The organism is Candidatus Pelagibacter sp. Uisw_106 (assembly GCF_047724975.1).
In the GTDB taxonomy this organism is placed as follows: Bacteria; Pseudomonadota; Alphaproteobacteria; order Pelagibacterales; family Pelagibacteraceae; genus Pelagibacter.
This window is the reverse complement of record NZ_CP159819.1, coordinates 1,336,148-1,357,208: the sequence shown is the minus strand read 5'-3', so window position 1 is coordinate 1,357,208 and position 21,061 is coordinate 1,336,148. Positions and strand designations below refer to the sequence as shown.

The window sequence follows — 21,061 nt, the reverse complement described above, 5'->3', positions numbered from 1 at the left end:
AAAAAAATGGGCTAAAGCCCATTCTGTAATTTCAATAATGTAAGGGCAATATATAAAGATTTTTTTTTAATTCAATAGCAACTATTTAGAAAAAGCGTCTTTTTTATCCGTTTTTTCCCATGAAAATGAGCCGTTAGCTTCAGGCACCCTTCCAAAATGACCATAAGCTGCTGTTTTTTCATAAATAGGTTTATTTAAGCCTAGCATTTCTCTTATACCTCTTGGGCTTAAATCAAAATTCTCTGAAATCTTTTCTGTTACAAATTTATTTTTTTCTAAATCATTATCAAATAAATCTACATAAATTGATAAAGGTTTAGAAACTCCAATGGCATATGCTAGTTGAATTAAACATTTTTCAGCAATGTTAGATGCAACAATATTTTTAGCAATATATCTTGCTGCGTAAGCAGCTGATCTATCAACTTTGGTTGGATCTTTACCAGAGAAAGCTCCTCCACCATGAGGTGCTGCTCCACCATAAGTATCTACAATAATTTTTCTACCTGTTAAACCACAATCCCCATCCGGACCACCAATTACAAAATTTCCAGTTGGATTTATATATAATTCATCTTCATTAAAATCTTTCAAAAACTTTTCTGGAATTGATTTTAATAAATAAGGTTTTAATAACTCCCTAACTTTAGCCTGATCTACATCTGCTGAGTGCTGTGAAGATATAACAACTGATTTTACTTTGGTTGGTTTTCCATCAACATATTCAAACGTAACTTGACTTTTTGAATCTGGCTCAATATTTTTTAATTTTCCAGATTTTCTGTCTTCCGCCATTAATCTCAAAATTTTATGAGAATAATGAATTGGTGCAGGCATTAATTCTTCAGTTTCATTACAAGCATAACCAAACATTATTCCTTGGTCACCGGCTCCTTCATCTTTATTACTTGATGAGTCCACACCCATTGCTATATCTGCAGATTGTGCGTGAAGGTGGCTTTCTATTTTTGTAGCTTCTCTCCAAGTAAAACCATCTTGATCGTATCCTATATCCTTGATGCATTCTCTTACTTTTTGAATAAGATCTTCTTCTTTGATGCTCGGTCCTCTTACTTCTCCAGCTAAAACAACTTTGTTTGTAGTGGTTAAAGTTTCACATGCTACTCTTGAAAAAGGATCACCCGAAAGATAGCTATCCACTACCATGTCAGAAATACGATCTGACACCTTGTCTGGATGTCCCTCTGAAACAGACTCACTTGTAAATAAAAAATTTTTTAAATTACTCATCTGCAATTTTCTTAAATGAAAAAATTAAAAAAATATATAATAAAATAAGTATAAAAAATATCTTATCCCCATAATTCATATAAAGCGTGGATTTGATGACTTTGCTCTCTTTAAAATCAACATAACCAGTAGAGCCAAATTCAACTTTTTTTTCTACAACACCAATTGGATTAATAATGGCAGATATTCCATTATTTGCTGATCTAATTATATACTTTCCACTTTCAATTGATCTAAAGATACTATGTGAAAAATGTTGTTTTGGGCCAATAGAATTACCAAACCACCCGTCTTCTGAAATGTTGATTATATAATCAAAGTTTTTGTCTTTAAATAATCTATTAGAATAAATAATTTCATAGCAAATTAAGGGAAGTAATTTTAGTTCTATCTTATCATTTTTTATTGAGAGTGCTTTTAAGTTGTTACCTTTTGAAAAAGATTGGTAGTCGTTGGTTACTGTTTTAAGTCCTATTAAACCAAGAATTTTTTTAAACGGTGTAAACTCACCAAATGGTACTAGATTAACCTTATTGTAACTCTCAACTAAATCTAATTTATTGTTAAAAACTGCCATTGAATTAAAAAATAAGTTTTCACTATTTTTAGACTCCACACTATTAAGGCCCATAATAATTAAATCATCATCTCCAAAGTTATTCGAAAATAATTCCTCATATATAGACATATCACTTAAATAACTGTCTGGAATAATTCCTTCAGGCCATAAAAAAACTGTCGGTTTTTTTTTCTCTGGGCTGCTCAAGACAATTAGTTCCCTGATAATCTTTAACTCATCCTGCTTTGAGTAAAATCGATCTAAACTAATTTTAGATGATACAGTTCTTATTATAAAATTATTTTTAATATCAGCCAAAGTGTTAAATTGATTATACTTTAAATTCCCAAAAATTAAAAAACCTATAGAAATTATTATGAAGAAAAAACAGACAATAATTTCTTTTCTAGCTTTTCTTAAAATAAATATAGCTGGTACAGTAAACAGAGATATGCAAATTAAATTGAAAGAATAAGTCCCAATTACTGAGAGAATTTGAATAAAATAAATACTTTCTGAAAAACTAAAAGCAATTAAATTCCATGGAAAACCAGTAAGTATGAGCCCTCTAATAAATTCAACAGAGCCATATAAAATTGAAAAAATAAAAAATGTACTAATAATGTTTTTAGAATAAAAAATAGAAAAGAAATAAGTTATCAGTCCATAAAATATTGCTAAAAAAGCAGGAAGTAAAATTATTGCTATTGGTATTAAAGATTTAAAACTTTCATCAAAAGTTAGCGAAATTGCTATCCAATACAAGCTACATAAAAAATAACCAAAACCAAAAAACCACCCATGTTTAAAAAAAGATTTATTATTAGAGTTGGTTTTTCTTTTTTTAAAAAGAAAAATAAAAAATAATGAAAAAGTAAAAAAATTGATTATAAAATAATTATAAGGTGGTAAGCTGTAGGAGCTAATAGCTCCTAGAAAAAAAATATATAACGCATTTAATAGGTTTTTTTTAAGCAAGTTAAGCAGCTTTTGTTTGAATAAATTTATAAATTTTATCTTCTTCTTTACTCATTTTTTTAAAATCTTTCAATTTTATATGGTCATGCCCTAATAAATGTAGAAATCCATGAATAAAAATTTTAATAACTTTTTGTTTAAACTCAAAAATATTTATATTTTTTGGTTTGTTCATAAATTCATAGCTAATTACTATATCACCAAGATAGTTTGATTTTTTTGGATTAAATTTTTTCTCAAAAGGAAATGACAATACATCTGTAGGTTTATTTTTATTTCTAAAACCTTTATTTAACTTTTTAATATTTTTATTATTTGAAAGTAAAATTGTTAGATTTATTTTTTTACCTATAAATTTATATTTTTTCGGAAAAAATTTTATAATAGAGTTAAAAAAAGTGTTATTTCTCTTTATTTTTTTACTCCAAAGAGCACATTCCGAAATCACATCAATTTTAATCATTTTCTTGATCTGAGTATGCCTTTACAATCTTAGAGACTAGGGGGTGCCTGACCACGTCGGAATGATCAAAATCTATCACAGAGACTTCATCTAAATGGCTTAATAATTTTTTAGATCTATTCAATCCAGACATATTCTTATGGGGCAAATCGATTTGGGATGGATCACCATTTATAACGATCTTTGAATTCTCTCCGATACGCGTTAGAAACATTTTAATCTGCGTATCTGTTGCATTTTGTGCTTCATCTAAAATCGCAAAAGAATTTTTTAAAGTCCTGCCCCTCATAAATGCTAGTGGTGCTATTTCAATATCACCAACTTCAATCATTCTTTGAATTTTATCAAAATCAAAAAGATCATATAGAGAGTCATATAAAGGTCTTAGATAGGGATCTACTTTTTCCTTCATGTCTCCAGGTAAAAAACCTAATCTTTCACCAGCTTCGACTGCAGGTCTTGATAAAATAATTCTTTCAATCTTTTTATCAAGTAACAATGTAAGTCCAACTGCAACAGCCAAAAAAGTTTTACCCGTTCCTGCGGGACCTGCTGATATAACAATATCATTTTGTCTTAAGGCTCTGACATATTCTTTTTGTCTTTCAGATCTTGGAATAACTGATTTTTTAGGAGTTTTAATTATGTCTGAAACATTTTGATTTTCTACCTTTTCTTTAATCATAAATTCATCTACTGAAGAAAGTATATCTTTTTTTTCTATACTTCCATTATTTACAAACTGGTTGGCTAAAAATTGAATAGCATTTTTTGTAATTTCATTTTTTTTGGGTGTTGATTTTATCAAAATAGAATTACCCCTAGAATATAGATTAGTATCAGTAATTTTTTCTAGTTCTTTTAAATTTTCATTAAATTCACCAACAACGCCCATTAATAAATCATTGTCTTGAAATATAACGCTCAAAGAATTGTTATCAGAATAGACAAATTTTAAAATAGAACTAATTTTTTTTGATGCTACTTTATTCAATTTTTAGGCTACCTTCTTTTTGTAGTTTTCATTTAATATGCCAAACAAGCTGTTTTGATTACTATTTGTTATTTCTATTTGCATAACTTTCCCTATGCAGTCACTGTTGCCATCAAAAATTACTGATGTCATAAACTCAGTTCTACCAAATAATTTAATTCCATCTTTCATTTTATTTTCAACCAAAACATTAAGAGTCTTACCTTCTAGAGATTTATTTTTATTTATCTGATTTTCGAACAATTTTTTTTGGATTATTTCTAATCTTTCCTTAGATTTTTTTTTATCTACTAGTTCTAAATCAGCAGCTACAGTGCCTGGTCTTGGACTAAAAATAAAAGAATATGAATTAATAAACCCTACTTTTTCAATTAACTTCATTGTATATTTAAAATCATCATCACTTTCTTCTGGGTATCCAATAATAAAATCACTTGAAAATTCTATATTGGAATTAATCTTTTTTAATTTTTCATAAATTATTAAATATTCTTCAATAGTGTGTTTTCTATTCATTTGTTTTAAAATTTTGTTTGATCCACTTTGTACTGGTAGATGGACTAAAGGCATTAGTTTGGTTGATTTTTTATAAACATTTATCAAATCGTCAGTCATGTCTTTGGGGTGAGAGGTAGTATACCTAATTCTCTCAAGCTCATTAAGGCTTTCTAGCTCTAATAACAAATCAGATAATCTAAATTTTTTATTTTTATCTTTATGGCTATATGCATTCACATTTTGCCCTAATAAAATAATTTCTTTTGCACCACTTTGAATTAATTCCTTTGCTTCATTTATAATTTGATCAAAAGGTCTGGAATATTCGGGTCCACGTGTATAGGGCACTACACAAAAATGACAGAATTTATCACAACCCTCTTGGATTGTTAAAAATGAAGAAACTTTACTGTCTTTATTTTTAATCTTACTTAAATAATTAAATTTAGAGATTGTATCAAATTCTGTTTCTTCCTCTTTTTTTTTATTTTTTGAATGATTTAATATTGCCTCATTTATTTTATGATAGGACTGTGGCCCAATTACAATGTCAATATAAGGTTCTCTTTTTAACATTTCTTGATTTTCAGCTTGAGCAACACACCCAGCAACAATTACAATTGGTTTTTTTTTCTCTCTAAAAATTTTTTTAACTCTTCCTATTTCGTGGTAAACCTTTTCTTTTGCTTTATCACGAATATGACAGGTGTTTAAAAGATAACAATTTGCATCCTCATATATATCAGTTTTTTCAAAACCAATTTTTTTTACTGTATCAAATATACGGTTTGAGTCGTATTCATTCATTTGACAGCCAAAAGTTTTAATAAAAATTTTTTTTAACATTATGTTAGGATTTTTTTTTAACCCCATATAGTTCTAATTTATGATCAACTAATCGATATCCATACTTATTAGCAATTTTTTCTTGTAACTTTTCTATCTCTTCATCAACAAATTCTATAATTTCCCCAGATTTAACATCTATTAAATGATCATGATGTCCCTCATTTAATTCTTCGTATCTAGCCTTACCCCCTTTAAAATCATGTTTTGCTAAAATTCCAGATTCCTCAAAAAGTTTTACTGTTCTATATACTGTGGCAATACTTATTTTTGGATCAATCTTTGAAACTCTATTATAAAGTTCATCTACGTCTGGATGATCGTTTGATTCTGACATTACTTTTGCAATAATTTTTCTTTGATCTGTAAGTTTGACCCCTTTGGTTAAGCATTTTTGTTCAATATTTTCTGACATGTTTAATTTTACCTTAAATAAATAGGATTAATCAAATTCTTTTTAATTTTAAATTTTTTACATAAACTAGGGATATCTTCATACTTAACTTCTTCAAACCCCTTAAAATCTTCAAAACTAAAGCAATAGTAATTGATTTTTTTAGTTAGAAATAAAGCTTTAATCGTCGCTAAAGAATTTCTAATTCCTGCAAAACTACCTGGTCCTCTGTTAACATAAATAACATCAATTTGATCTAATAAAGAAGAATTTTCCTTTAAAAAATCATTAATTAAGATCATTAATTTTTCAAAATTAATTTTACTATTTTCATGACTACAAGTATAAATATTTTTACTAACTATGAGTGTTAAAAAAATTTTATCTCTTGTGGCATCTACTATTAAATTTTTCATTGTAATAATGTTATTTGCCATCAATTCTAAAGCAGTAGAAAATAATATCAAATATTATTCTGAAGATAGTGGCATTCTTTCTTTAATGTACCACCGATTTGATGAAAATAAGTATCCTTCAACAAATATACAAATGGATATTTTTAAAGAACAAATGTCTATAATAAATACCCTAAATTATAATTTTTATGATCCACAACATTTACAAAAAGATTTTAATATTACAAAGAATGAAAAAAAAATACTTATTACTATAGATGATGCATTCTCATCTTTTTATAAAGTTGCATGGCCATATTTAAAGAAAGAGAAAATTCCTTTTATTTTATTTGTTTCAACTGAAGCTGTAGGCAAAACTGGCTATATGAATTGGGAACAAATACAAGAAATAGAAAAAGAATCATACGCTTACATTGGTAATCATTCACACTCTCATGATTACCTGATTGATCTAGAAACAGAAAATTTTTTGTCTGATATTAATACTTCAATTAAATTTTTTAATCAGCACTTAGGTTATAACCCAATTTTTTTTTCATACCCATTTGGTGAATATAGCAAAACTATTAAAGATTTTATTTCTAAAAATTTTGATTTTGCTTTTGGTCAACATTCGGGTGTTATTGATATTGATAAAGATCCTCATGAGTTACCCAGGTTCCCAATTAATGAAAAATATGGTGATCTAAAAAGATTTAAATTTTTAATTAATCTTAGTCCACTTCAATACAAATCTTTAAAACCTGCAGATAAATATATTACTGACAATAATCCTCCAAAGCTATCTGTCGAATTTTTTGAGAATCAAAAAAATATAGAAAATATAAATTGTTTTTCTGATGAGGGTAATGGATGGGAACAGTCTAATATTAGTGTTAATAAAAATATCTTAAAATTAAACTTTAGAGAAAAATTTACATTCAGAAGAGGTAGGGTTAATTGCTCACTTAATGATGATGGAATATGGAGATGGTTTGGTGTTCAATTCTCGGTGAATCAAAATTAAATTAAACTTTCTAAATCTATACTTGACGGCAATAACTTAGCATCATCAAAATCTGTTAAATTATTTTGTCTTATAATTTGTTGTAAGATTTTAACATACTCTTTTCCTGTCTCTGCATATTTATCTAAATATTCAGAAAGAATCATGCTGTCTAATTTTTTTCCTTCGTCTCTCAATTCAGCTCTCACACTTCTAAAACCTTTATAAGAAGAGTGAGTATTCAAATTTCTGTGATAGGCTTTTACAGATGCTTGTAATACCTTAAATCTCATAACTTTATGAGTGCTATCATCTTCTGCATCAGCTGGCTTTATTCCTTCTCCACTCCACGTCCACTGACCAAATAATGCGTTTCCTTCTTGGGCAAATCTTGATGTTCCCCAACCAGTTTCCTTTGCTGCCTGTGCAATAGCCATTGAAACGGGGACCTCATCCATTCTAATTTTTAATGTAGATAAATCTTTATTTACCACACCATATTGTTTGAATTTTACATTCAGCCACTCTTGCTCTGCCTTTGTGTTTTTACTTTTATTTAAAATACTAAAAAGCTTCATTCTATCTAGTTTAATGCTATTATTTTCATCAATAACTAAAGGCAAAATTATCTGAATGAAAAGGTCTTTTCTTTTTTTAGTATTTTCTATTTTTACAATCTCTTTTGGTAATAGATCTAAACTTATAGGCTTTACTAACTTATTTTTTCTAACATCTTCTAAATCATAATTTGTTGATTTAAAAAGTTCTTCAATTGTTGCAGCACTTAACAGTATGGCATCTGATGGTTGCTCATCAAATGTTAAAATATCCTCATATAAAAACTTTTTATTTAATTTTTCATCTAGTTTTGTTGTTCCATTTTCCAATAATCTTTTTAAATTATTTTTTGAATTATTTTCATAGTCTTTAGAAAATATCATTTTTTCTTTTGTAAGATTGATAGCTAGTGGGGCTATAAAAAAAATTGATATAATAATCAAGCTAGATAAAAAAGTTCTTGAAAGATTACCTATTTCACTTTCTTCTGTTCTAATTTTCTTTTTTTTTTTAACAATAAACCCTTTTTTATCTAAATATTTCTTTATTTCAAAAATTGAAATTTTTTTTTGCATACCTATATTGCAACAACTTCTTTTACTTCAGGTAAATAATGACACAAAAGATTTTGCACGCCTTGTTTTAAAGTCATTGTTGAGCTAGGACAGCCAGAACAACTTCCTTGCAGTTCTACCTTAACAATTCCATCTTTAAATTCTTTAAATTTAATGTCACCTCCATCTTTTGCAACAGCTGGTCTAATCTTTGATTCTAGAATACTTATAATTTGTTTTTCAATGTCAGTGTATTCTCTTTTTTTTTCTCCAAGCAACTCATTGGCAATTACAAACTCTTTTCCTGTTGAATAAAAATCATTAATCAATGAAATAGCTATATGCTTAATATCTTCCCAATTTTCTTCTTCACTTTTATTTATAGATATAAAATCTTTTCCTAAAAATACCCCTGTTACTCCATTAATTGATAAAACATTCCTTACCAATTCATTATCGGTTTCTTCTTTTCTTGTTACTTCAAATGACCCATTATTGGAAACCGTCTTTCCAGGCAAAAACTTAAGTGAATTGGGGTTCGGTGTTACTTCGGTTTGAACAAACATGTATTTATATATAAAGGTAAATCTCTAAATTTAAACCAATTAATAAATATATTTTGTTAAAAACCTACTAATTCTTTCATTTCTTTCATCTTTTTTGAGGCAATTTTGTCCGCTTTATCAGATCCTTCTAATAAAACTGAATCTAAGAATTTTTGATCCTCTAATAACTTTTTAATTTCTTTTGAGATTGGCTCAATTCTTTCAATTAGAACTTCTGATAATTTTTCTTTAAATTCAGAAAAGTTTTTTCCATTTAATTCCATTATAGATTTTTCTAAATTTTGATTTTTTAAACTTGAATAAATCCCTAATAAATTTTCTGCTTCTGGTCTTTCTGCTAGATTATCAATTCCTCCTGGCAAAGGTAATGGATCTGTTTTAGCTTTTTTTATTTTATTTATTATTTGATCTTTATTATCTGTGAGGTTAATTCTACTTAAATCTGATGGATCTGACTTGCTCATTTTTTTAATTCCATCTTTAAGACTCATTATTCTAGAAAATTGTTCTTGAATTAATGGCTCTGGTGCTTTCAAAAAATCTATTGCACCAAAATCATTATTAAACTTTTGCGCAATGTCTCTACAAAGTTCTAGATGTTGTTTTTGATCGTTTCCAACCGGAACATGAGTTGCGTCATAAAGCAAAATATCTGCAGCCATCAAGACTGGGTACGAATAAAGACCAATACTAGCTTTTTCTTTATCTTTTCCAGCTTTTTCTTTAAATTGTGTCATCCTATTAAGCCAACCTATTCTTGAAACACAACTTAAAATCCATGCAGCTTCTGAGTGTGCTGAAACCATTGATTGGTTAAAGATTATGCTTTGTGCCGGATTGATTCCACATGCAATAAATGTAGCTACAGTTTCTCTAATATTTTTTTTTAATTCTTTTGGGTTTTGCTTAACTGTTATTGCATGAAGATCCACAACACAAAAAATACATTCATTTTCTTTTTCGTTTTGGAGTTCTACAAAGTTCTTAATTGCACCAAGGTAGTTTCCTAGATGAAGGTTTCCCGTTGGTTGGACTCCTGAAAAAATTTTTTTGCTCATGACTAGTAGTTTAAATTAATATCACTTTTTTTAAAAGCCTTGATTAAAATTGCAATTAAAAGGTAAAATATTAGCCCTGATACAACTGCGCCAATTAGATAAATAGCCTTAAAGCGTGCCTCGTAAAGTAAATTATCATTAAAAAAATGAATTACATATCTAAAGAATATCCCCATCAATACTGAGGCTAATAAAATTTTAAAAAACCTATTTAAAAATACTAAATTAAAGTTAAATAAACTTTTTATCTTTAGAAAAATAAACAATAAAATGGCATTAAACCAGGACGATATAGTGGTTGCTATTGGTATAATTATAAACCCAACTTCCTTGAAAAAAACCACACTAATAAACACATTTAACAAAACAGAAGTTAAAGAAATATAAAAAGGTACCTTTGTATTATGTCGTGCGAAAAAAAAGCTGAAAAAACTTTAATAAGAGAAAATGCAGGTAATCCAATCGCAAAATAGAATAAAGCTTTTGCTGAGTTTATAACACTTAATTCATTGAAAGAACCGTATCCAAATAAAGAAGATATAATTTCTTCAGAAGCAATAAGTAATGCTAGTGCTGCTGGAATACTTAAAAATAAACTTAACTCTAAAGCTTTATTTTGAATCAGATTTATTTTATCTTTTTTATTTCCCTGAACATGCTTAGAAAGTTGAGGAAGTATTACTGTTCCTATTGCAATTCCTGCAATAGCAAGATTTATTTGATAAATTCTATCTGCATAATAAAGATAAGATACTGCGCTAGCTTGGAAAGATGCAATGATTGTTCCTACTAAAATATTAATCTGAGTAACACCAGAAGAAAAAATACTGGGAAGTAATTTTTTGAAAAAAAGTTTAACTTTATTATCAATTTTAAATGACAAATTAATTTTAGGAGAAAAGTGTTTTTTTACAAAAAAATATAAGAAAATAAGCTGTAAGAGGCCTGAGATAGTTACCGCATAAGACAGATAATATACCAATCCGTCATTTAAAATTTTTCCAAAGAGCAATACTCCAATTAAAAGAATATTCAAAATTATAGGTGCAGCCGAAGCTACAGCAAATTTATTATGTGAATTTAAAATAGCAGAAAAAAAAGATGCCAAGCTAATAAACATTAAAAAAGGGAAAGTAATTCTTGTCAAAGTTATGACTAATTCCATTTTTTTATAATCACTTTCAAAACCTGGTGCTATCAAAAAGACAAATATTGGCATCATTATCTCAATAACAAGGACTAAAAAAAACAATCCTACTATCAATAAAGTAAAAATATTATTTGCAAATTTTTGTGACTTTTTTTTATTATTTAGCACTGACGAATAACTGGGCACAAACGCTGCATTAAATGTTCCTTCTGAAAATAATCTTCTAAATGTATTTGGTATCCTAAATGCCACAAAGAAGGCGTCTGCTAACGGGCCTGCACCAAGAAACACGGCTATCAATATGTCTCTTACATAGCCCAACAATCTGCTTATTATGGTAAAAAAACTAAATGTGCCTGTTGACTTAATTAAGTTCATAAATCATATTAGTCTTAAATTCGCTCCATTTGTATATCTAATTAACATAAATGAAAAAAACTAAAATAGACCATTACACCGATAAGGAAGCTTTAGATTTCCATAGTAAGAATAAACCTGGAAAAATTGAGATCAATTCTTCTAAACCAATGACTACAAAAAGAGATTTGGCACTAGCCTATTCTCCAGGTGTTGCTGTTCCGGTTCAAGCTATAGCTGATAATCCCGAAACTGCATACGATTACACATCCAAAGGAAATCTAGTTGCAGTGATAAGTAATGGCTCAGCTATTTTAGGAATGGGTAATTTAGGGGCATTAGCATCCAAACCTGTAATGGAGGGAAAAGCAGTTTTATTTAAAAGATTTGCCGACATAGATTCTATCGACTTAGAAATTGACTCTCAAGACTCTGATGAAATTATTAATAGTGTTAAAAACTTTGCATGCAGTTTTGGTGGTATTAACTTAGAAGATATCGCAGCTCCTGATTGTTTTATAATTGAAGAAAAATTAAAAGAAATTTTAGATATTCCAGTTTTTCATGACGATCAACATGGAACAGCAATAATAACTACAGCAGCATTAATTAACGCCCTAGATATTAGTGGCAAATCAATAAAGGATATTAAGGTTGTTGTTAATGGAGCTGGTGCATCTGCAATTGCTTGTACAAATTTGTTTAAAAATAGTGGTGTGCCTAGTGAAAATGTAATCATGCTCGATCGTAAAGGGGTGGTGTATAGAGGTAGAACCGAAGGAATGGACCAGTGGAAATCTGCTCATGCAGTAGAAACTAAAAAAAGAACTTTAGAAGAGGCTATAAATGGAGCTGATGTTTTTTTAGGATTATCTGCCAAAGGAGCTTTGAAAAAAGAGTTAATAAAAACTATGGCTAATAACCCAATAATTTTTGCCTGCGCAAATCCTGATCCTGAAATAACACCTGAAGAAATAATGGAAGTAAGAGATGATGCTATTATTGCAACTGGAAGATCTGATTATCCTAATCAAGTAAATAATTTAATTGGCTTTCCTTATATTTTTAGAGGAGCATTAGACGTAAGAGCTACGACTATTAATGAAGAAATGAAAGTTGCTGCTGCAAACGCAATTGCAAAATTAGCAAGAGAAGATGTTCCAGACGAAGTTGTTGCTGCAATGGGAGGAGATCGTCCTAAATATGGAAAGGATTATATAATTCCATCTACGTTTGATCCAAGACTAATTAGTGTAATTCCTGCAGCTGTTGCAAAGGCTGCCATGGATAGTGGTGTTGCAAAAAAACCTATAAAAGATTTTGAAGCTTATAAAGACCAACTTAAACAAAGACTTGATCCCTCAGTAACTATTATGCAGGGTATTAACTCTCATATAAAAAAAAATCAAAAGAGAATTGTTTTTGCAGATGGAGAAGATGAAAACACTCTTAAAGCGGCAATAGCATTTAAAAATTCTAAATTAGGTACACCAATTTTAATTGGTAAAAAAACTAAAATTAAAGAAAGAATAAAAGAAATTGGTTACAATGAAAATTTTGATATCGAAATAGTTAATTCTGAAGATACGAAAAAAAGAGAGAAGTACGTAAACTTTTTATTTGAAAAAATGCAAAGAGAGAAAGGTCTTTTGGAAAGAGATTGTGATAGATTAGTTAGAAATGATAGGGTTATATGGGCATCTTGTATGGTTGCTTGTGGTGATGCTGATGGTGCTGTCACTGGAAATACTAGAAGATTTGGAGCCTCTTTTGATAAGGTTACACAAGTTATAGATGCTAGACCAGGTGAAATCATGTTTGGGTTAAACATGGTTGTTGCAAAAGGAAAAACTATTTTTGTTGGAGACACGAGTGTAAATGAATATCCAAGCTCAGAAGAGCTTGCTGAAATTGCAATTTCATCAGCTAGAGTAGTTAAAATGTTTGGCTTTGTTCCAAAAGTTGCTTTTGTTTCTCACTCTACCTTTGGTCAACCTTTAACAAGTAGAACTAAACATATAAAAAAAGCTGTTGAAATTTTGAAAGATAAAAATGTAGATTTTGATTTTGATGGGGACATGCAGCCAGATGTTGCTTTAAATGAAGAATACAAAGAATTATATCCTTTCTCAAGTATTGTTGGAAATGCAAACATATTAATAATGCCTGGCCAACATAGTGCTGCTATTTCTTATAAGATGATGAAAAGCTTAGGTGATACCAGGGTTATTGGTCCTCTTTTAATTGGATTAGGTCAACCCATTGAAATAGCCCCTTTAAGATCATCTACTTCAGAAATTATAAATTTAGCATCAGTTGCTGCCTACTCTGCTGATGTAATTGATTATATAAAAAATTAATTTTTTTGAATTCTTAAATCTTCGACCAAGACAATACTTGCGATAACATCTTCTACATCAAGTATTTCTTTTGCTTCGTTTATTACTTCTTTTCTTTCTTCTGTGGTTAAAGAAATCCCATAAATAAATATCTTTTTCTTGTAAGTATCAATTTGATAATTAGTTGCTTTAATTTTTTTGTTAAATATTAAAGCTGTACGAAGTTGAGATGTAATTAATAAATCTTTAGCAGATTGTTGAAAGTTAAAATCTTCTTTTATTGTGATATCATTTTTAACTGACCTAGCACCTTTTGTCTCCCATGCAAGTTTGGTAATTTGAAGTTTTTCTTCAGGTTCATCTACTTTTCCTGTTACAAAAATTTTTCCATCTAAAACTTTTGTGCTTACAGTTAATATATAGCTCTTATCTCTTAGGGCTAATCTTGTAGCAAGATTTTTTTGCATTACAGAATCGTCTATTTGTGTGCCTAAAGACCTTGGGTCAAACGCAACACTAACTCCTGTTCCAAAAACTCCTTTTGAACTAATCCCAACACATCCTGTTAAGATCAAAAAAATTAAACTTATTAAAAATATTTTATTTTTCATTTTTTATTTTTAGACAATAATTATAAATCTCTTTTTTTGATACATTCGTGTTTTGACTTATTAAATCTGTAATATCTTTTATACTTAGTTTTTTAATTAATTTTTGAATATTAATTTTATCAGATTCTTTTAATATTATCGATGAATTTTTTTTTTTTACTTTTTCAGAAATAACAATCGTTAACTCTCCTTTAGGATCGGATTTAAATGGTTCAAGTATTTCTACATCTGTTCTTATATATTCCTCATAAAATTTAGTCATTTCTCTGCAAACCAAAATTTTTCTATTTGAGAAGTAATGCTTTAAATCTTTTATTGATCTGTTAAATTTTCTTGGAGAAATAAAAAAAACAATACAGCCCTCTAAATTTGCAAGTCTTTCAAAATCTTCTTTTAATTTGCTATTTTTTTCTGGAAAAAAACCATAAAAAAAATATTTTTCATTAAATCCACTTATAGAAACTGCAGATGAAACTGCAGACGCACCTGGAATTGGAAAGATATCTATACCATTGCTAGCACATTCGTTAACCAATATAGCTCCTGGATCTGAGATCGATGGAGTTCCAGCGTCAGAAATCAAAGAAACAATCGACCCTGATTTTAAAATATCAGTCACTTTTGATAAATTTTTTTTTTCATTAAATTTATGGTTCGCAATAAGTTTTGATTTAATTTCGTACCTTTCTAATAAATTTTTTGAAATACGTGTGTCCTCACACAGTACATAATCCGATTTTTTTAATATTTCTAGGGCTCTTAAGGTGATGTCACTTAAGTTTCCAATAGGAGTAGATACAATATAAAGACCACTTTTAACTTTATTATTTATATTTTCAGTATGTAGAATCATCAAATTATAATAGTTATAATAATAACATTAAAATGAACAAAATTATTAAAATTATACTTTTTTTAGCTTTTGCTTTCTCAATAGCTCCAGTAGCACTTTTGGCAAATGATAAGATTAGGATTGGTCTTCTTGTCCCTTTAACTGGAAAGAACTCTGAAATAGGACAATCTATAATTAAATCTGCACGTCTTGCAATTAATACAATAAATAATTCATCAATTCAGATTATACCAAAAGATACACAGTCAAACCCTGAGGTCACTTTAGGAGCAGCCAAAGAGTTAGCTAATTTAGGAATAAAAATTGTAATTGGTCCAGTTTTTAACGAAAGTCTAATTTACCTAGATGAGTTAAGTGAACTAACATTCTTAGCTCTAACAAATAAAAATGATAATTTTTCCAAGAATATTATTAATGCTGGAATTAATGCGACATCACAATTAAACGCAATCAAGAAATTTATAGAGATAAATGAAATAAAAAAAACTATTTTTCTTACACCAGATGTAAGTTTTAGAAATGAAATTGAAAAAGCTATTTCTAATTCTAAAATAAAGATATTAGAAAATTATATTTATAACACTGATCCCACTAAACTTACTAAGCAAATTGAAAAAATTACACGCTATGATATTAGAAAACAAAATCTAGAAGATGAGATAAATAGACTGGAAAAATCAGAACAAAATAATAAAGAGTATTTAATCGAAAGATTAAAAAAGAGAGATACCCTTGGTAGTGTAAAGTTTGACTCAGTAGTGATTTCTGATTTTGATGAAAGTTTAAAAAGTGTAACAACTTCACTACTTTACACGGATATATCTCCTAAAGAAAAATATTTTATTACTCTCAATCAATGGTTTGATGAATCTCTTTTAAAAGAGGCTAGTTCACAACCCTTGTATTTTCCTTCTGCAAATAAAGATAATTATGATGAATTTTCATATGAATATTTTGAAAAATACAATCAATACCCTAATCAATTGTCATTTTTAAGTTATGACTTGGTTGGACTTGTTTATTATTTAATTCTTCAAAACAACTCTACTGTTGATGAAAAAATGTTTACCAAAAAAACCTTGTTTAGAGGAAAAGTTGGAATTTTTGAAATTAAAAATAATAAAATTAATCATATTTTAAATTTTTATAAAACTGAGGATGGGGAATTTAAAAAAGTTTTTTAATTTTTTTAAAAGCTTTAAATCTATGATCTATTTTATATTTCTGTGATGCTCTCATTTCACCAAATGTAATTTTTTTTCCAAGTGGTATGAAAATAGAATCATAACCAAACCCATTTTCACCTTTTATAATTGGTGAAATAAAACCTTCGACTTTACCAATAGAATTTATTATTTTTTTGTCCATACTATAAATAGTTAAGGCACAAATAAATCTAGCTTTAATTTTTTTTTGTCTCCAATCTTTGTCTTTTCTATCTAATTCTTTAAAAACTCTATTCATTGCCTTTTTAAAATCACCTTTTTTACCTCCCCATCTGGCAGAATAAATTCCAGGATCACCATTTAGAGCATCTATTTCTAAACCGGAGTCATCAGACAGGCATGTCATTTTTGATTTCTTGGAAAAAAATTTAGCCTTAATTAGAGAATTTTCCTTAAATGTTTTGCCATTTTCAGGGGGACTTTTTATTTTAAAGTCCTGTGGAGAGTATATTTCAAGATTTTTAGGCAATAAATCCTTAATTTCTCTCAATTTTCCTTTATTATTAGTGCCCACCAACAATTTTATAATTTTATTTTTTAACATCTAGCAATTATTAATTTTCATACCATATAAGTTGTCATGGAAAAAGATCAAAACATTAATTCTGAAAGTCAAAACGAAGAAATAAAAGAGACTGAAGCAGAAGAGCAAATTCAAAAAGAGCAAGAAGATTCGGGAGAAAAAAATGAAGAAGTAAAAGAGATTACCCCCGAAGAAAAAATTAAAGAGTTAGAGGACAAGGTTGCTCGAGCTTTTGCTGAAATGGAAAATCAAAGAAGAAGATTTGAAAAAGAAAAAGAGGATGCTTTTGATTATGGTGGATTTTCTTTTGCAAAAGAAGCTTTGAATCTAATTGATAACCTAGAGAGGTCAAAACAAATTTTAGAAAGTGATGAAGTATTAAAAGACACTGATGCTTTAAAAAAAACCTTAGAACATTTTGAAATTATAAGTAAAGATATGGTTTCAATTTTCTCAAAAAATGGAATTACTCCTGTAATTTCTATTGGTAAGAAACTGGACCCTAATCAACACCAGGCTATGATGGAAATTGATGATGACCAAAAAGAACCTGGAACAATTGTTCAAGAAATTCAAAAAGGTTTTATGATAAAAGATAGGCTTTTGAGACCAGCACTAGTTGGGGTTTCCAAAAAAACTAAAGTTCAAAATGATCACAAAAGTGAGGAAAATGAAGAGAATTCGGACAATTAATAATAATTGCCAGAACTTGTAGATTAAAAATTAACACTTATATGAAAGGTAGGAATTAAATTATGAGTAAAATTATTGGAATAGATTTAGGAACAACAAATTCATGTGTGTCTATCATGGAAGGTAGTCAACCAAAAGTTTTAGAAAATGCTGAGGGTGCAAGAACAACTCCTTCAGTTGTGGCTTTTACTGAAGATGGAGAAAAACTTGTAGGACAACCTGCAAAAAGACAGGCTGTTACTAATCCTGAAAATACTATTTTTGCTGTAAAGAGATTAATTGGAAGAAATTTTGAGGACCCTACTGTAAAAAAAGATATTGCAGCTGCCCCTTTTAAGATTGTAAATTCAGAAAAAGGAGACGCTTGGATTGAAGCTAGAGGAGAAAAATATTCACCTTCTCAAATTTCCGCTTTTATTCTTCAAAAAATGAAAGAAACTGCTGAAAAATATTTAGGTCAAGAAGTAACGAAAGCTGTGATTACAGTTCCTGCATATTTTAATGATGCTCAAAGACAGGCAACAAAAGATGCTGGTAAAATTGCTGGTCTTGAAGTTTTAAGAATTATTAATGAGCCAACCGCTGCTTCTCTTGCTTATGGTTTAGATAAAAAGCAAAATAAGAAAATAGCTGTTTATGATTTAGGTGGTGGAACTTTTGACGTCTCTATTCTTGAGTTAGGTGATGGTGTATTTGAAGTTAAATCTACAAATGGTGATACATTTTTAGGAGGTGAAGACTTTGATAACACAATCGTTGATTATTTAATTGGTGAATTCAAAAAAGATACTGGGATTGATTTAAGATCAGACAAATTGGCTCTTCAAAGATTAAAAGAGGCTGCTGAAAAAGCAAAAATTGAATTATCTTCTGCAGAACAAACAGATGTTAATTTACCCTTTATAACAGCTGATAAAACTGGTCCAAAACATATTAATTTAAAAATGACTAGAGCTAAATTAGAGGCTTTGGTTGAAGATTTAATCTCAAAAACATTACCACCATGTAAAACTGCTCTTAAAGATGCAGGCCTTACTGCAAATGAAATTGATGAAATTGTAATGGTTGGTGGGATGACAAGAATGCCCAAAGTTCTTGCTGAAGTTAAAAATTTTTTTGGTAAAGAGCCAAATAAAAGTGTAAACCCTGATGAAGTTGTTGCAATGGGTGCTGCAATACAAGCTGGAGTTCTTCAAGGAGACGTTAAAGATGTACTTCTTTTAGACGTAACACCTCTGTCACTTGGAATTGAAACATTGGGTGGAGTATCAACAAAATTAATTGAAAAAAACACAACAATACCAACAAAAAAAAGCCAAGTATTTTCTACAGCTGATGATAATCAGCCTGCTGTATCAATAAGAGTACTTCAGGGTGAAAGAGAAATGGCGACTGACAATAAAATGTTAGGAAATTTTGAACTTGTTGGAATTGCGCCTGCTGCAAGAGGAGTGCCTCAAATAGAAGTAACTTTTGATATTGATGCAAATGGAATTGTAAGTGTTTCTGCTAAAGATAAAGGAACTGGGAAAGAACAAAAAATTCAAATCCAGGCTTCAGGTGGCTTAAGTGATGAGGAGATTGAAAAAATGGTCAAAGATGCTGAAGCAAATAAAGAAGAGGACAAAAAGAAAAGAGAATCTGTTGATGTTAGAAACCAAGCAGACACTTTAATTCATTCAACTGAAAAAAATCTAAAGGAGCATGGTGCTAAAGTTTCTGATGCTGATAAAAAAGCAATAGAGGATGCATCAACTGACTTGAGAGAAGCTATTAAAGGAACTGATACTGAAGAAATTAAAAAGAAAACAGAAACTTTAGTTCAAGCTTCTATGAAACTAGGTGAAGCTATTTACAAATCTCAAGAAAAAAAGAGGACTCACCTAACGACAGTGATAATAATGAAGAAACAAAAAAAGACGATAATGTAGTTGATGCGGATTTTGAAGAAGTAAAAGAAGATGAAACAAAAGAAGATAAAAAAGAAGAAGATAAAGAAAAAAGCGCTTAAGACTTAAAACAACTATCATCTTAAAGTAACTTATGGCTAAAAGAGATTTTTATGACGTCTTAGGTGTTAGCAAGAACGCAAGCCCTGAAGAATTAAAATCTGCTTACCGTAAATTAGCTGTAAAATATCACCCAGACAAAAACCCAGGCAACAAAGCTTCTGAAGATAATTTTAAAGAAGCTGGTGAAGCTTACGGCATACTTTCAGATAAAGAAAAAAAACAAAATTATGATAACTTTGGCCATGCTGCTTTTGAGGGCGGAGGTGGTGGAAGACAGGGTGGTGGTTTTGGTGGAGCTGATTTTTCAGATATATTTGAAGATTTTTTTGGAGATTTTGGTGGTGGACAATCAAGAGGAAGGAGAAAAACCAACAATAGAGGCTCAGATCTACGATATGATTTATCTATTACTCTTGAAGAAGCCTATGAAGGTAAAAAACAGGATATAAAATTCTCAACAACAGAAAAATGTAACACTTGTAAAGGTAATGGCTCTAAACCTGGTCATTCTCCAGACAGATGTACAGTTTGTGGTGGAAATGGTAAAGTAAGATCCAACCAAGGTTTTTTTACTGTTCAACAAACTTGTCCTCAATGTTCTGGCTCTGGTGAAGAAATAACAAATCCATGTACAGACTGTAATGGTCAAGGTAACAAGCAAGCTTCAAAAAAAATATCAGTTACAATACCTAAAGGTGTTGATGATGGCACTAGAATTAGATTGGCTGGCAAAGGCGAGGCAGGATCTAAAGGTGGAGCAAGTGGTGATCTCTATCTTTTTGTAAATGTTCATTCACATGACTTATTTAAAAGATCTGATGAAAACCTATTCTTTGAATTCCCTATATCCATTGCTGATGCAGCATTAGGAACCACAATAGAAATACCAACAATTGATGGCGGAAAAGCGAAAATTAAAATACCTGATGGAACTCAAAATGGAAAACAGTTTAGATTAAAAGGCAAAGGCATGCCTTATATGAGAGGCAGTGGAAATGGAGATCTTTATGTCCAAGTTAATACTGAAGTTCCTATTTCTTTAAATAAAGAACAAAAAGAGTTACTTGAAAAATTTAGAAAGATTGAAAACGAAAAGTCTAATCCAAGTATCAAACAATTCTTTCAAAAAGCAAAAAGTTTTTGGAAAAACTAAAGACTAATTAATTAAAAAAGGTTA

18 protein-coding genes and 2 pseudogenes are annotated in these 21,061 nt (G+C 29.3%); 6 read left to right on the top strand and 14 right to left on the bottom strand.

All coding sequences use genetic code 11. The annotated features are described in order from the left end of the window. Positions 1–81: 81 nt before the first annotated feature. Genes metK through ABXT45_RS07425 form a run of 7 tightly spaced genes read right to left on the bottom strand, consistent with a single transcriptional unit; the run spans position 82 to position 6,399 of the window. Positions 82–1,251 carry a methionine adenosyltransferase gene (metK, locus tag ABXT45_RS07455; RefSeq protein WP_415313534.1) on the bottom strand — a complete coding sequence of 390 codons (1,170 nt, stop codon included), beginning with the start codon at positions 1,249–1,251 and terminating at the stop codon, positions 82–84. Beyond that, complete coding sequence (gene lnt / locus ABXT45_RS07450) at positions 1,244–2,788, bottom strand: apolipoprotein N-acyltransferase (RefSeq protein ID WP_415313533.1); 1,545 nt, start codon at positions 2,786–2,788, stop codon at positions 1,244–1,246. Before lnt ends, metK begins: the two co-directional genes overlap by 8 nt. Before the next feature lies 1 nt (position 2,789). Continuing rightward, the gene (gene ybeY / locus ABXT45_RS07445; RefSeq protein ID WP_415313532.1) at positions 2,790–3,251 is read right to left on the bottom strand and encodes an rRNA maturation RNase YbeY; all 462 of its coding nucleotides are present in this window, start codon (positions 3,249–3,251) and stop codon (positions 2,790–2,792) included. Then, positions 3,244–4,245: a PhoH family protein gene (locus ABXT45_RS07440; RefSeq protein ID WP_415313530.1), complete on the bottom strand. Its 1,002-nt coding sequence runs from the start codon at positions 4,243–4,245 to the stop codon at positions 3,244–3,246. The genes ybeY and ABXT45_RS07440 overlap by 8 nt, the downstream gene beginning before the upstream one ends. Before the next feature lie 3 nt (positions 4,246–4,248). Beyond that, positions 4,249–5,616 (bottom strand): tRNA (N6-isopentenyl adenosine(37)-C2)-methylthiotransferase MiaB, encoded by a 1,368-nt coding sequence (gene miaB, locus ABXT45_RS07435; RefSeq protein WP_415313529.1) that lies wholly within the window; start codon positions 5,614–5,616, stop codon positions 4,249–4,251. Then, the gene (locus tag ABXT45_RS07430; RefSeq protein ID WP_415313528.1) at positions 5,594–6,004 is read right to left on the bottom strand and encodes a Fur family transcriptional regulator; all 411 of its coding nucleotides are present in this window, start codon (positions 6,002–6,004) and stop codon (positions 5,594–5,596) included. Before ABXT45_RS07430 ends, miaB begins: the two co-directional genes overlap by 23 nt. 8 nt (positions 6,005–6,012) lie before the next feature. Further along, the gene (locus ABXT45_RS07425) at positions 6,013–6,399 is read right to left on the bottom strand and encodes a peptidase M22 (RefSeq protein WP_415313526.1); all 387 of its coding nucleotides are present in this window, start codon (positions 6,397–6,399) and stop codon (positions 6,013–6,015) included. 7 nt (positions 6,400–6,406) lie between these two features. Between ABXT45_RS07425 and ABXT45_RS07420 the strand changes: the two genes are divergently transcribed. Beyond that, a complete protein-coding gene (locus tag ABXT45_RS07420) occupies positions 6,407–7,405 on the top strand; it encodes a polysaccharide deacetylase family protein (protein WP_415313525.1) in 999 nt (332 codons plus the stop codon). Here the strand turns inward: ABXT45_RS07420 and ABXT45_RS07415 are convergent. The 4 genes and pseudogenes from ABXT45_RS07415 to murJ form a co-directional block, all read right to left on the bottom strand. Continuing rightward, positions 7,402–8,517, bottom strand: coding sequence for a glucosaminidase domain-containing protein (locus tag ABXT45_RS07415; protein ID WP_415313523.1), 1,116 nt, complete (start codon positions 8,515–8,517; stop codon positions 7,402–7,404). The two genes, ABXT45_RS07420 and ABXT45_RS07415, sit on opposite strands and share 4 nt — an antisense overlap. Before the next feature lie 2 nt (positions 8,518–8,519). Next, complete coding sequence (locus tag ABXT45_RS07410; RefSeq protein WP_415313522.1) at positions 8,520–9,062, bottom strand: NifU family protein; 543 nt, start codon at positions 9,060–9,062, stop codon at positions 8,520–8,522. 56 nt (positions 9,063–9,118) lie between these two features. Next, the gene (gene trpS / locus ABXT45_RS07405; RefSeq protein ID WP_415313521.1) at positions 9,119–10,120 is read right to left on the bottom strand and encodes a tryptophan--tRNA ligase; all 1,002 of its coding nucleotides are present in this window, start codon (positions 10,118–10,120) and stop codon (positions 9,119–9,121) included. 98 nt (positions 10,121–10,218) lie between these two features. After that, positions 10,219–11,648 (bottom strand): annotated as a pseudogene (gene murJ / locus ABXT45_RS07400) (murein biosynthesis integral membrane protein MurJ); the annotation flags it as partial. Positions 11,649–11,698: 50 nt separating this feature from the next. Here murJ and ABXT45_RS07395 point away from each other — a divergent pair. Continuing rightward, positions 11,699–13,987, top strand: a complete 2,289-nt coding sequence (locus ABXT45_RS07395) for an NADP-dependent malic enzyme (RefSeq protein WP_415313520.1) — start codon at positions 11,699–11,701, stop codon at positions 13,985–13,987. Here the strand turns inward: ABXT45_RS07395 and ABXT45_RS07390 are convergent. After that, positions 13,984–14,577 (bottom strand): BON domain-containing protein, encoded by a 594-nt coding sequence (locus tag ABXT45_RS07390; protein WP_415313518.1) that lies wholly within the window; start codon positions 14,575–14,577, stop codon positions 13,984–13,986. The genes ABXT45_RS07395 and ABXT45_RS07390 overlap by 4 nt on opposite strands. Continuing rightward, a complete protein-coding gene (gene rsmI / locus ABXT45_RS07385) occupies positions 14,567–15,430 on the bottom strand; it encodes a 16S rRNA (cytidine(1402)-2'-O)-methyltransferase (RefSeq protein WP_415313517.1) in 864 nt (287 codons plus the stop codon). Before rsmI ends, ABXT45_RS07390 begins: the two co-directional genes overlap by 11 nt. A gap of 32 nt (positions 15,431–15,462) precedes the next feature. Here rsmI and ABXT45_RS07380 point away from each other — a divergent pair, with 32 nt between their 5' ends. Continuing rightward, positions 15,463–16,614, top strand: coding sequence for an ABC transporter substrate-binding protein (locus ABXT45_RS07380; RefSeq protein ID WP_415313515.1), 1,152 nt, complete (start codon positions 15,463–15,465; stop codon positions 16,612–16,614). On the opposite strand, the gene rdgB is transcribed toward ABXT45_RS07380, so the two are convergent. Next, positions 16,598–17,200 carry an RdgB/HAM1 family non-canonical purine NTP pyrophosphatase gene (gene rdgB, locus ABXT45_RS07375; protein WP_415313513.1) on the bottom strand — a complete coding sequence of 201 codons (603 nt, stop codon included), beginning with the start codon at positions 17,198–17,200 and terminating at the stop codon, positions 16,598–16,600. The genes ABXT45_RS07380 and rdgB overlap by 17 nt on opposite strands. A 36-nt stretch (positions 17,201–17,236) precedes the next feature. Here rdgB and ABXT45_RS07370 point away from each other — a divergent pair, with 36 nt between their 5' ends. The 3 genes and pseudogenes from ABXT45_RS07370 (at position 17,237) to dnaJ (ending at position 21,037) form a co-directional block, all read left to right on the top strand. Beyond that, on the top strand, positions 17,237–17,872 hold the full coding sequence (locus ABXT45_RS07370; protein WP_415313511.1) for a nucleotide exchange factor GrpE: 636 nt from the start codon (positions 17,237–17,239) through the stop codon (positions 17,870–17,872). Positions 17,873–17,934: 62 nt separating this feature from the next. Next, a pseudogene (gene dnaK / locus ABXT45_RS07365) lies at positions 17,935–19,883 on the top strand (molecular chaperone DnaK). Positions 19,884–19,915: 32 nt separating this feature from the next. Next, a complete protein-coding gene (gene dnaJ, locus ABXT45_RS07360) occupies positions 19,916–21,037 on the top strand; it encodes a molecular chaperone DnaJ (RefSeq protein ID WP_415313510.1) in 1,122 nt (373 codons plus the stop codon). Positions 21,038–21,061: the final 24 nt, after the last annotated feature.

Coding starts and splice junctions, on each gene's coding strand:
- ybeY (WP_415313532.1), bottom strand. CDS start 3,251: ATGATTAAAATTGATGTGATTTCGGAATGTGCTCTTTGGAGTAAAAAA.
- ABXT45_RS07420 (WP_415313525.1), top strand. CDS start 6,407: ATGTTATTTGCCATCAATTCTAAAGCAGTAGAAAATAATATCAAATAT.
- trpS (WP_415313521.1), bottom strand. CDS start 10,120: ATGAGCAAAAAAATTTTTTCAGGAGTCCAACCAACGGGAAACCTTCAT.
- ABXT45_RS07430 (WP_415313528.1), bottom strand. CDS start 6,004: ATGTCAGAAAATATTGAACAAAAATGCTTAACCAAAGGGGTCAAACTT.
- miaB (WP_415313529.1), bottom strand. CDS start 5,616: ATGGGGTTAAAAAAAAATCCTAACATAATGTTAAAAAAAATTTTTATT.
- ABXT45_RS07415 (WP_415313523.1), bottom strand. CDS start 8,517: ATGCAAAAAAAAATTTCAATTTTTGAAATAAAGAAATATTTAGATAAA.
- rdgB (WP_415313513.1), bottom strand. CDS start 17,200: ATGTTAAAAAATAAAATTATAAAATTGTTGGTGGGCACTAATAATAAA.
- ABXT45_RS07395 (WP_415313520.1), top strand. CDS start 11,699: ATGAAAAAAACTAAAATAGACCATTACACCGATAAGGAAGCTTTAGAT.
- ABXT45_RS07370 (WP_415313511.1), top strand. CDS start 17,237: ATGGAAAAAGATCAAAACATTAATTCTGAAAGTCAAAACGAAGAAATA.
- rsmI (WP_415313517.1), bottom strand. CDS start 15,430: ATGATTCTACATACTGAAAATATAAATAATAAAGTTAAAAGTGGTCTT.
- dnaJ (WP_415313510.1), top strand. CDS start 19,916: ATGGCTAAAAGAGATTTTTATGACGTCTTAGGTGTTAGCAAGAACGCA.
- ABXT45_RS07410 (WP_415313522.1), bottom strand. CDS start 9,062: ATGTTTGTTCAAACCGAAGTAACACCGAACCCCAATTCACTTAAGTTT.
- ABXT45_RS07390 (WP_415313518.1), bottom strand. CDS start 14,577: ATGAAAAATAAAATATTTTTAATAAGTTTAATTTTTTTGATCTTAACA.
- metK (WP_415313534.1), bottom strand. CDS start 1,251: ATGAGTAATTTAAAAAATTTTTTATTTACAAGTGAGTCTGTTTCAGAG.
- ABXT45_RS07425 (WP_415313526.1), bottom strand. CDS start 6,399: ATGAAAAATTTAATAGTAGATGCCACAAGAGATAAAATTTTTTTAACA.
- ABXT45_RS07380 (WP_415313515.1), top strand. CDS start 15,463: ATGAACAAAATTATTAAAATTATACTTTTTTTAGCTTTTGCTTTCTCA.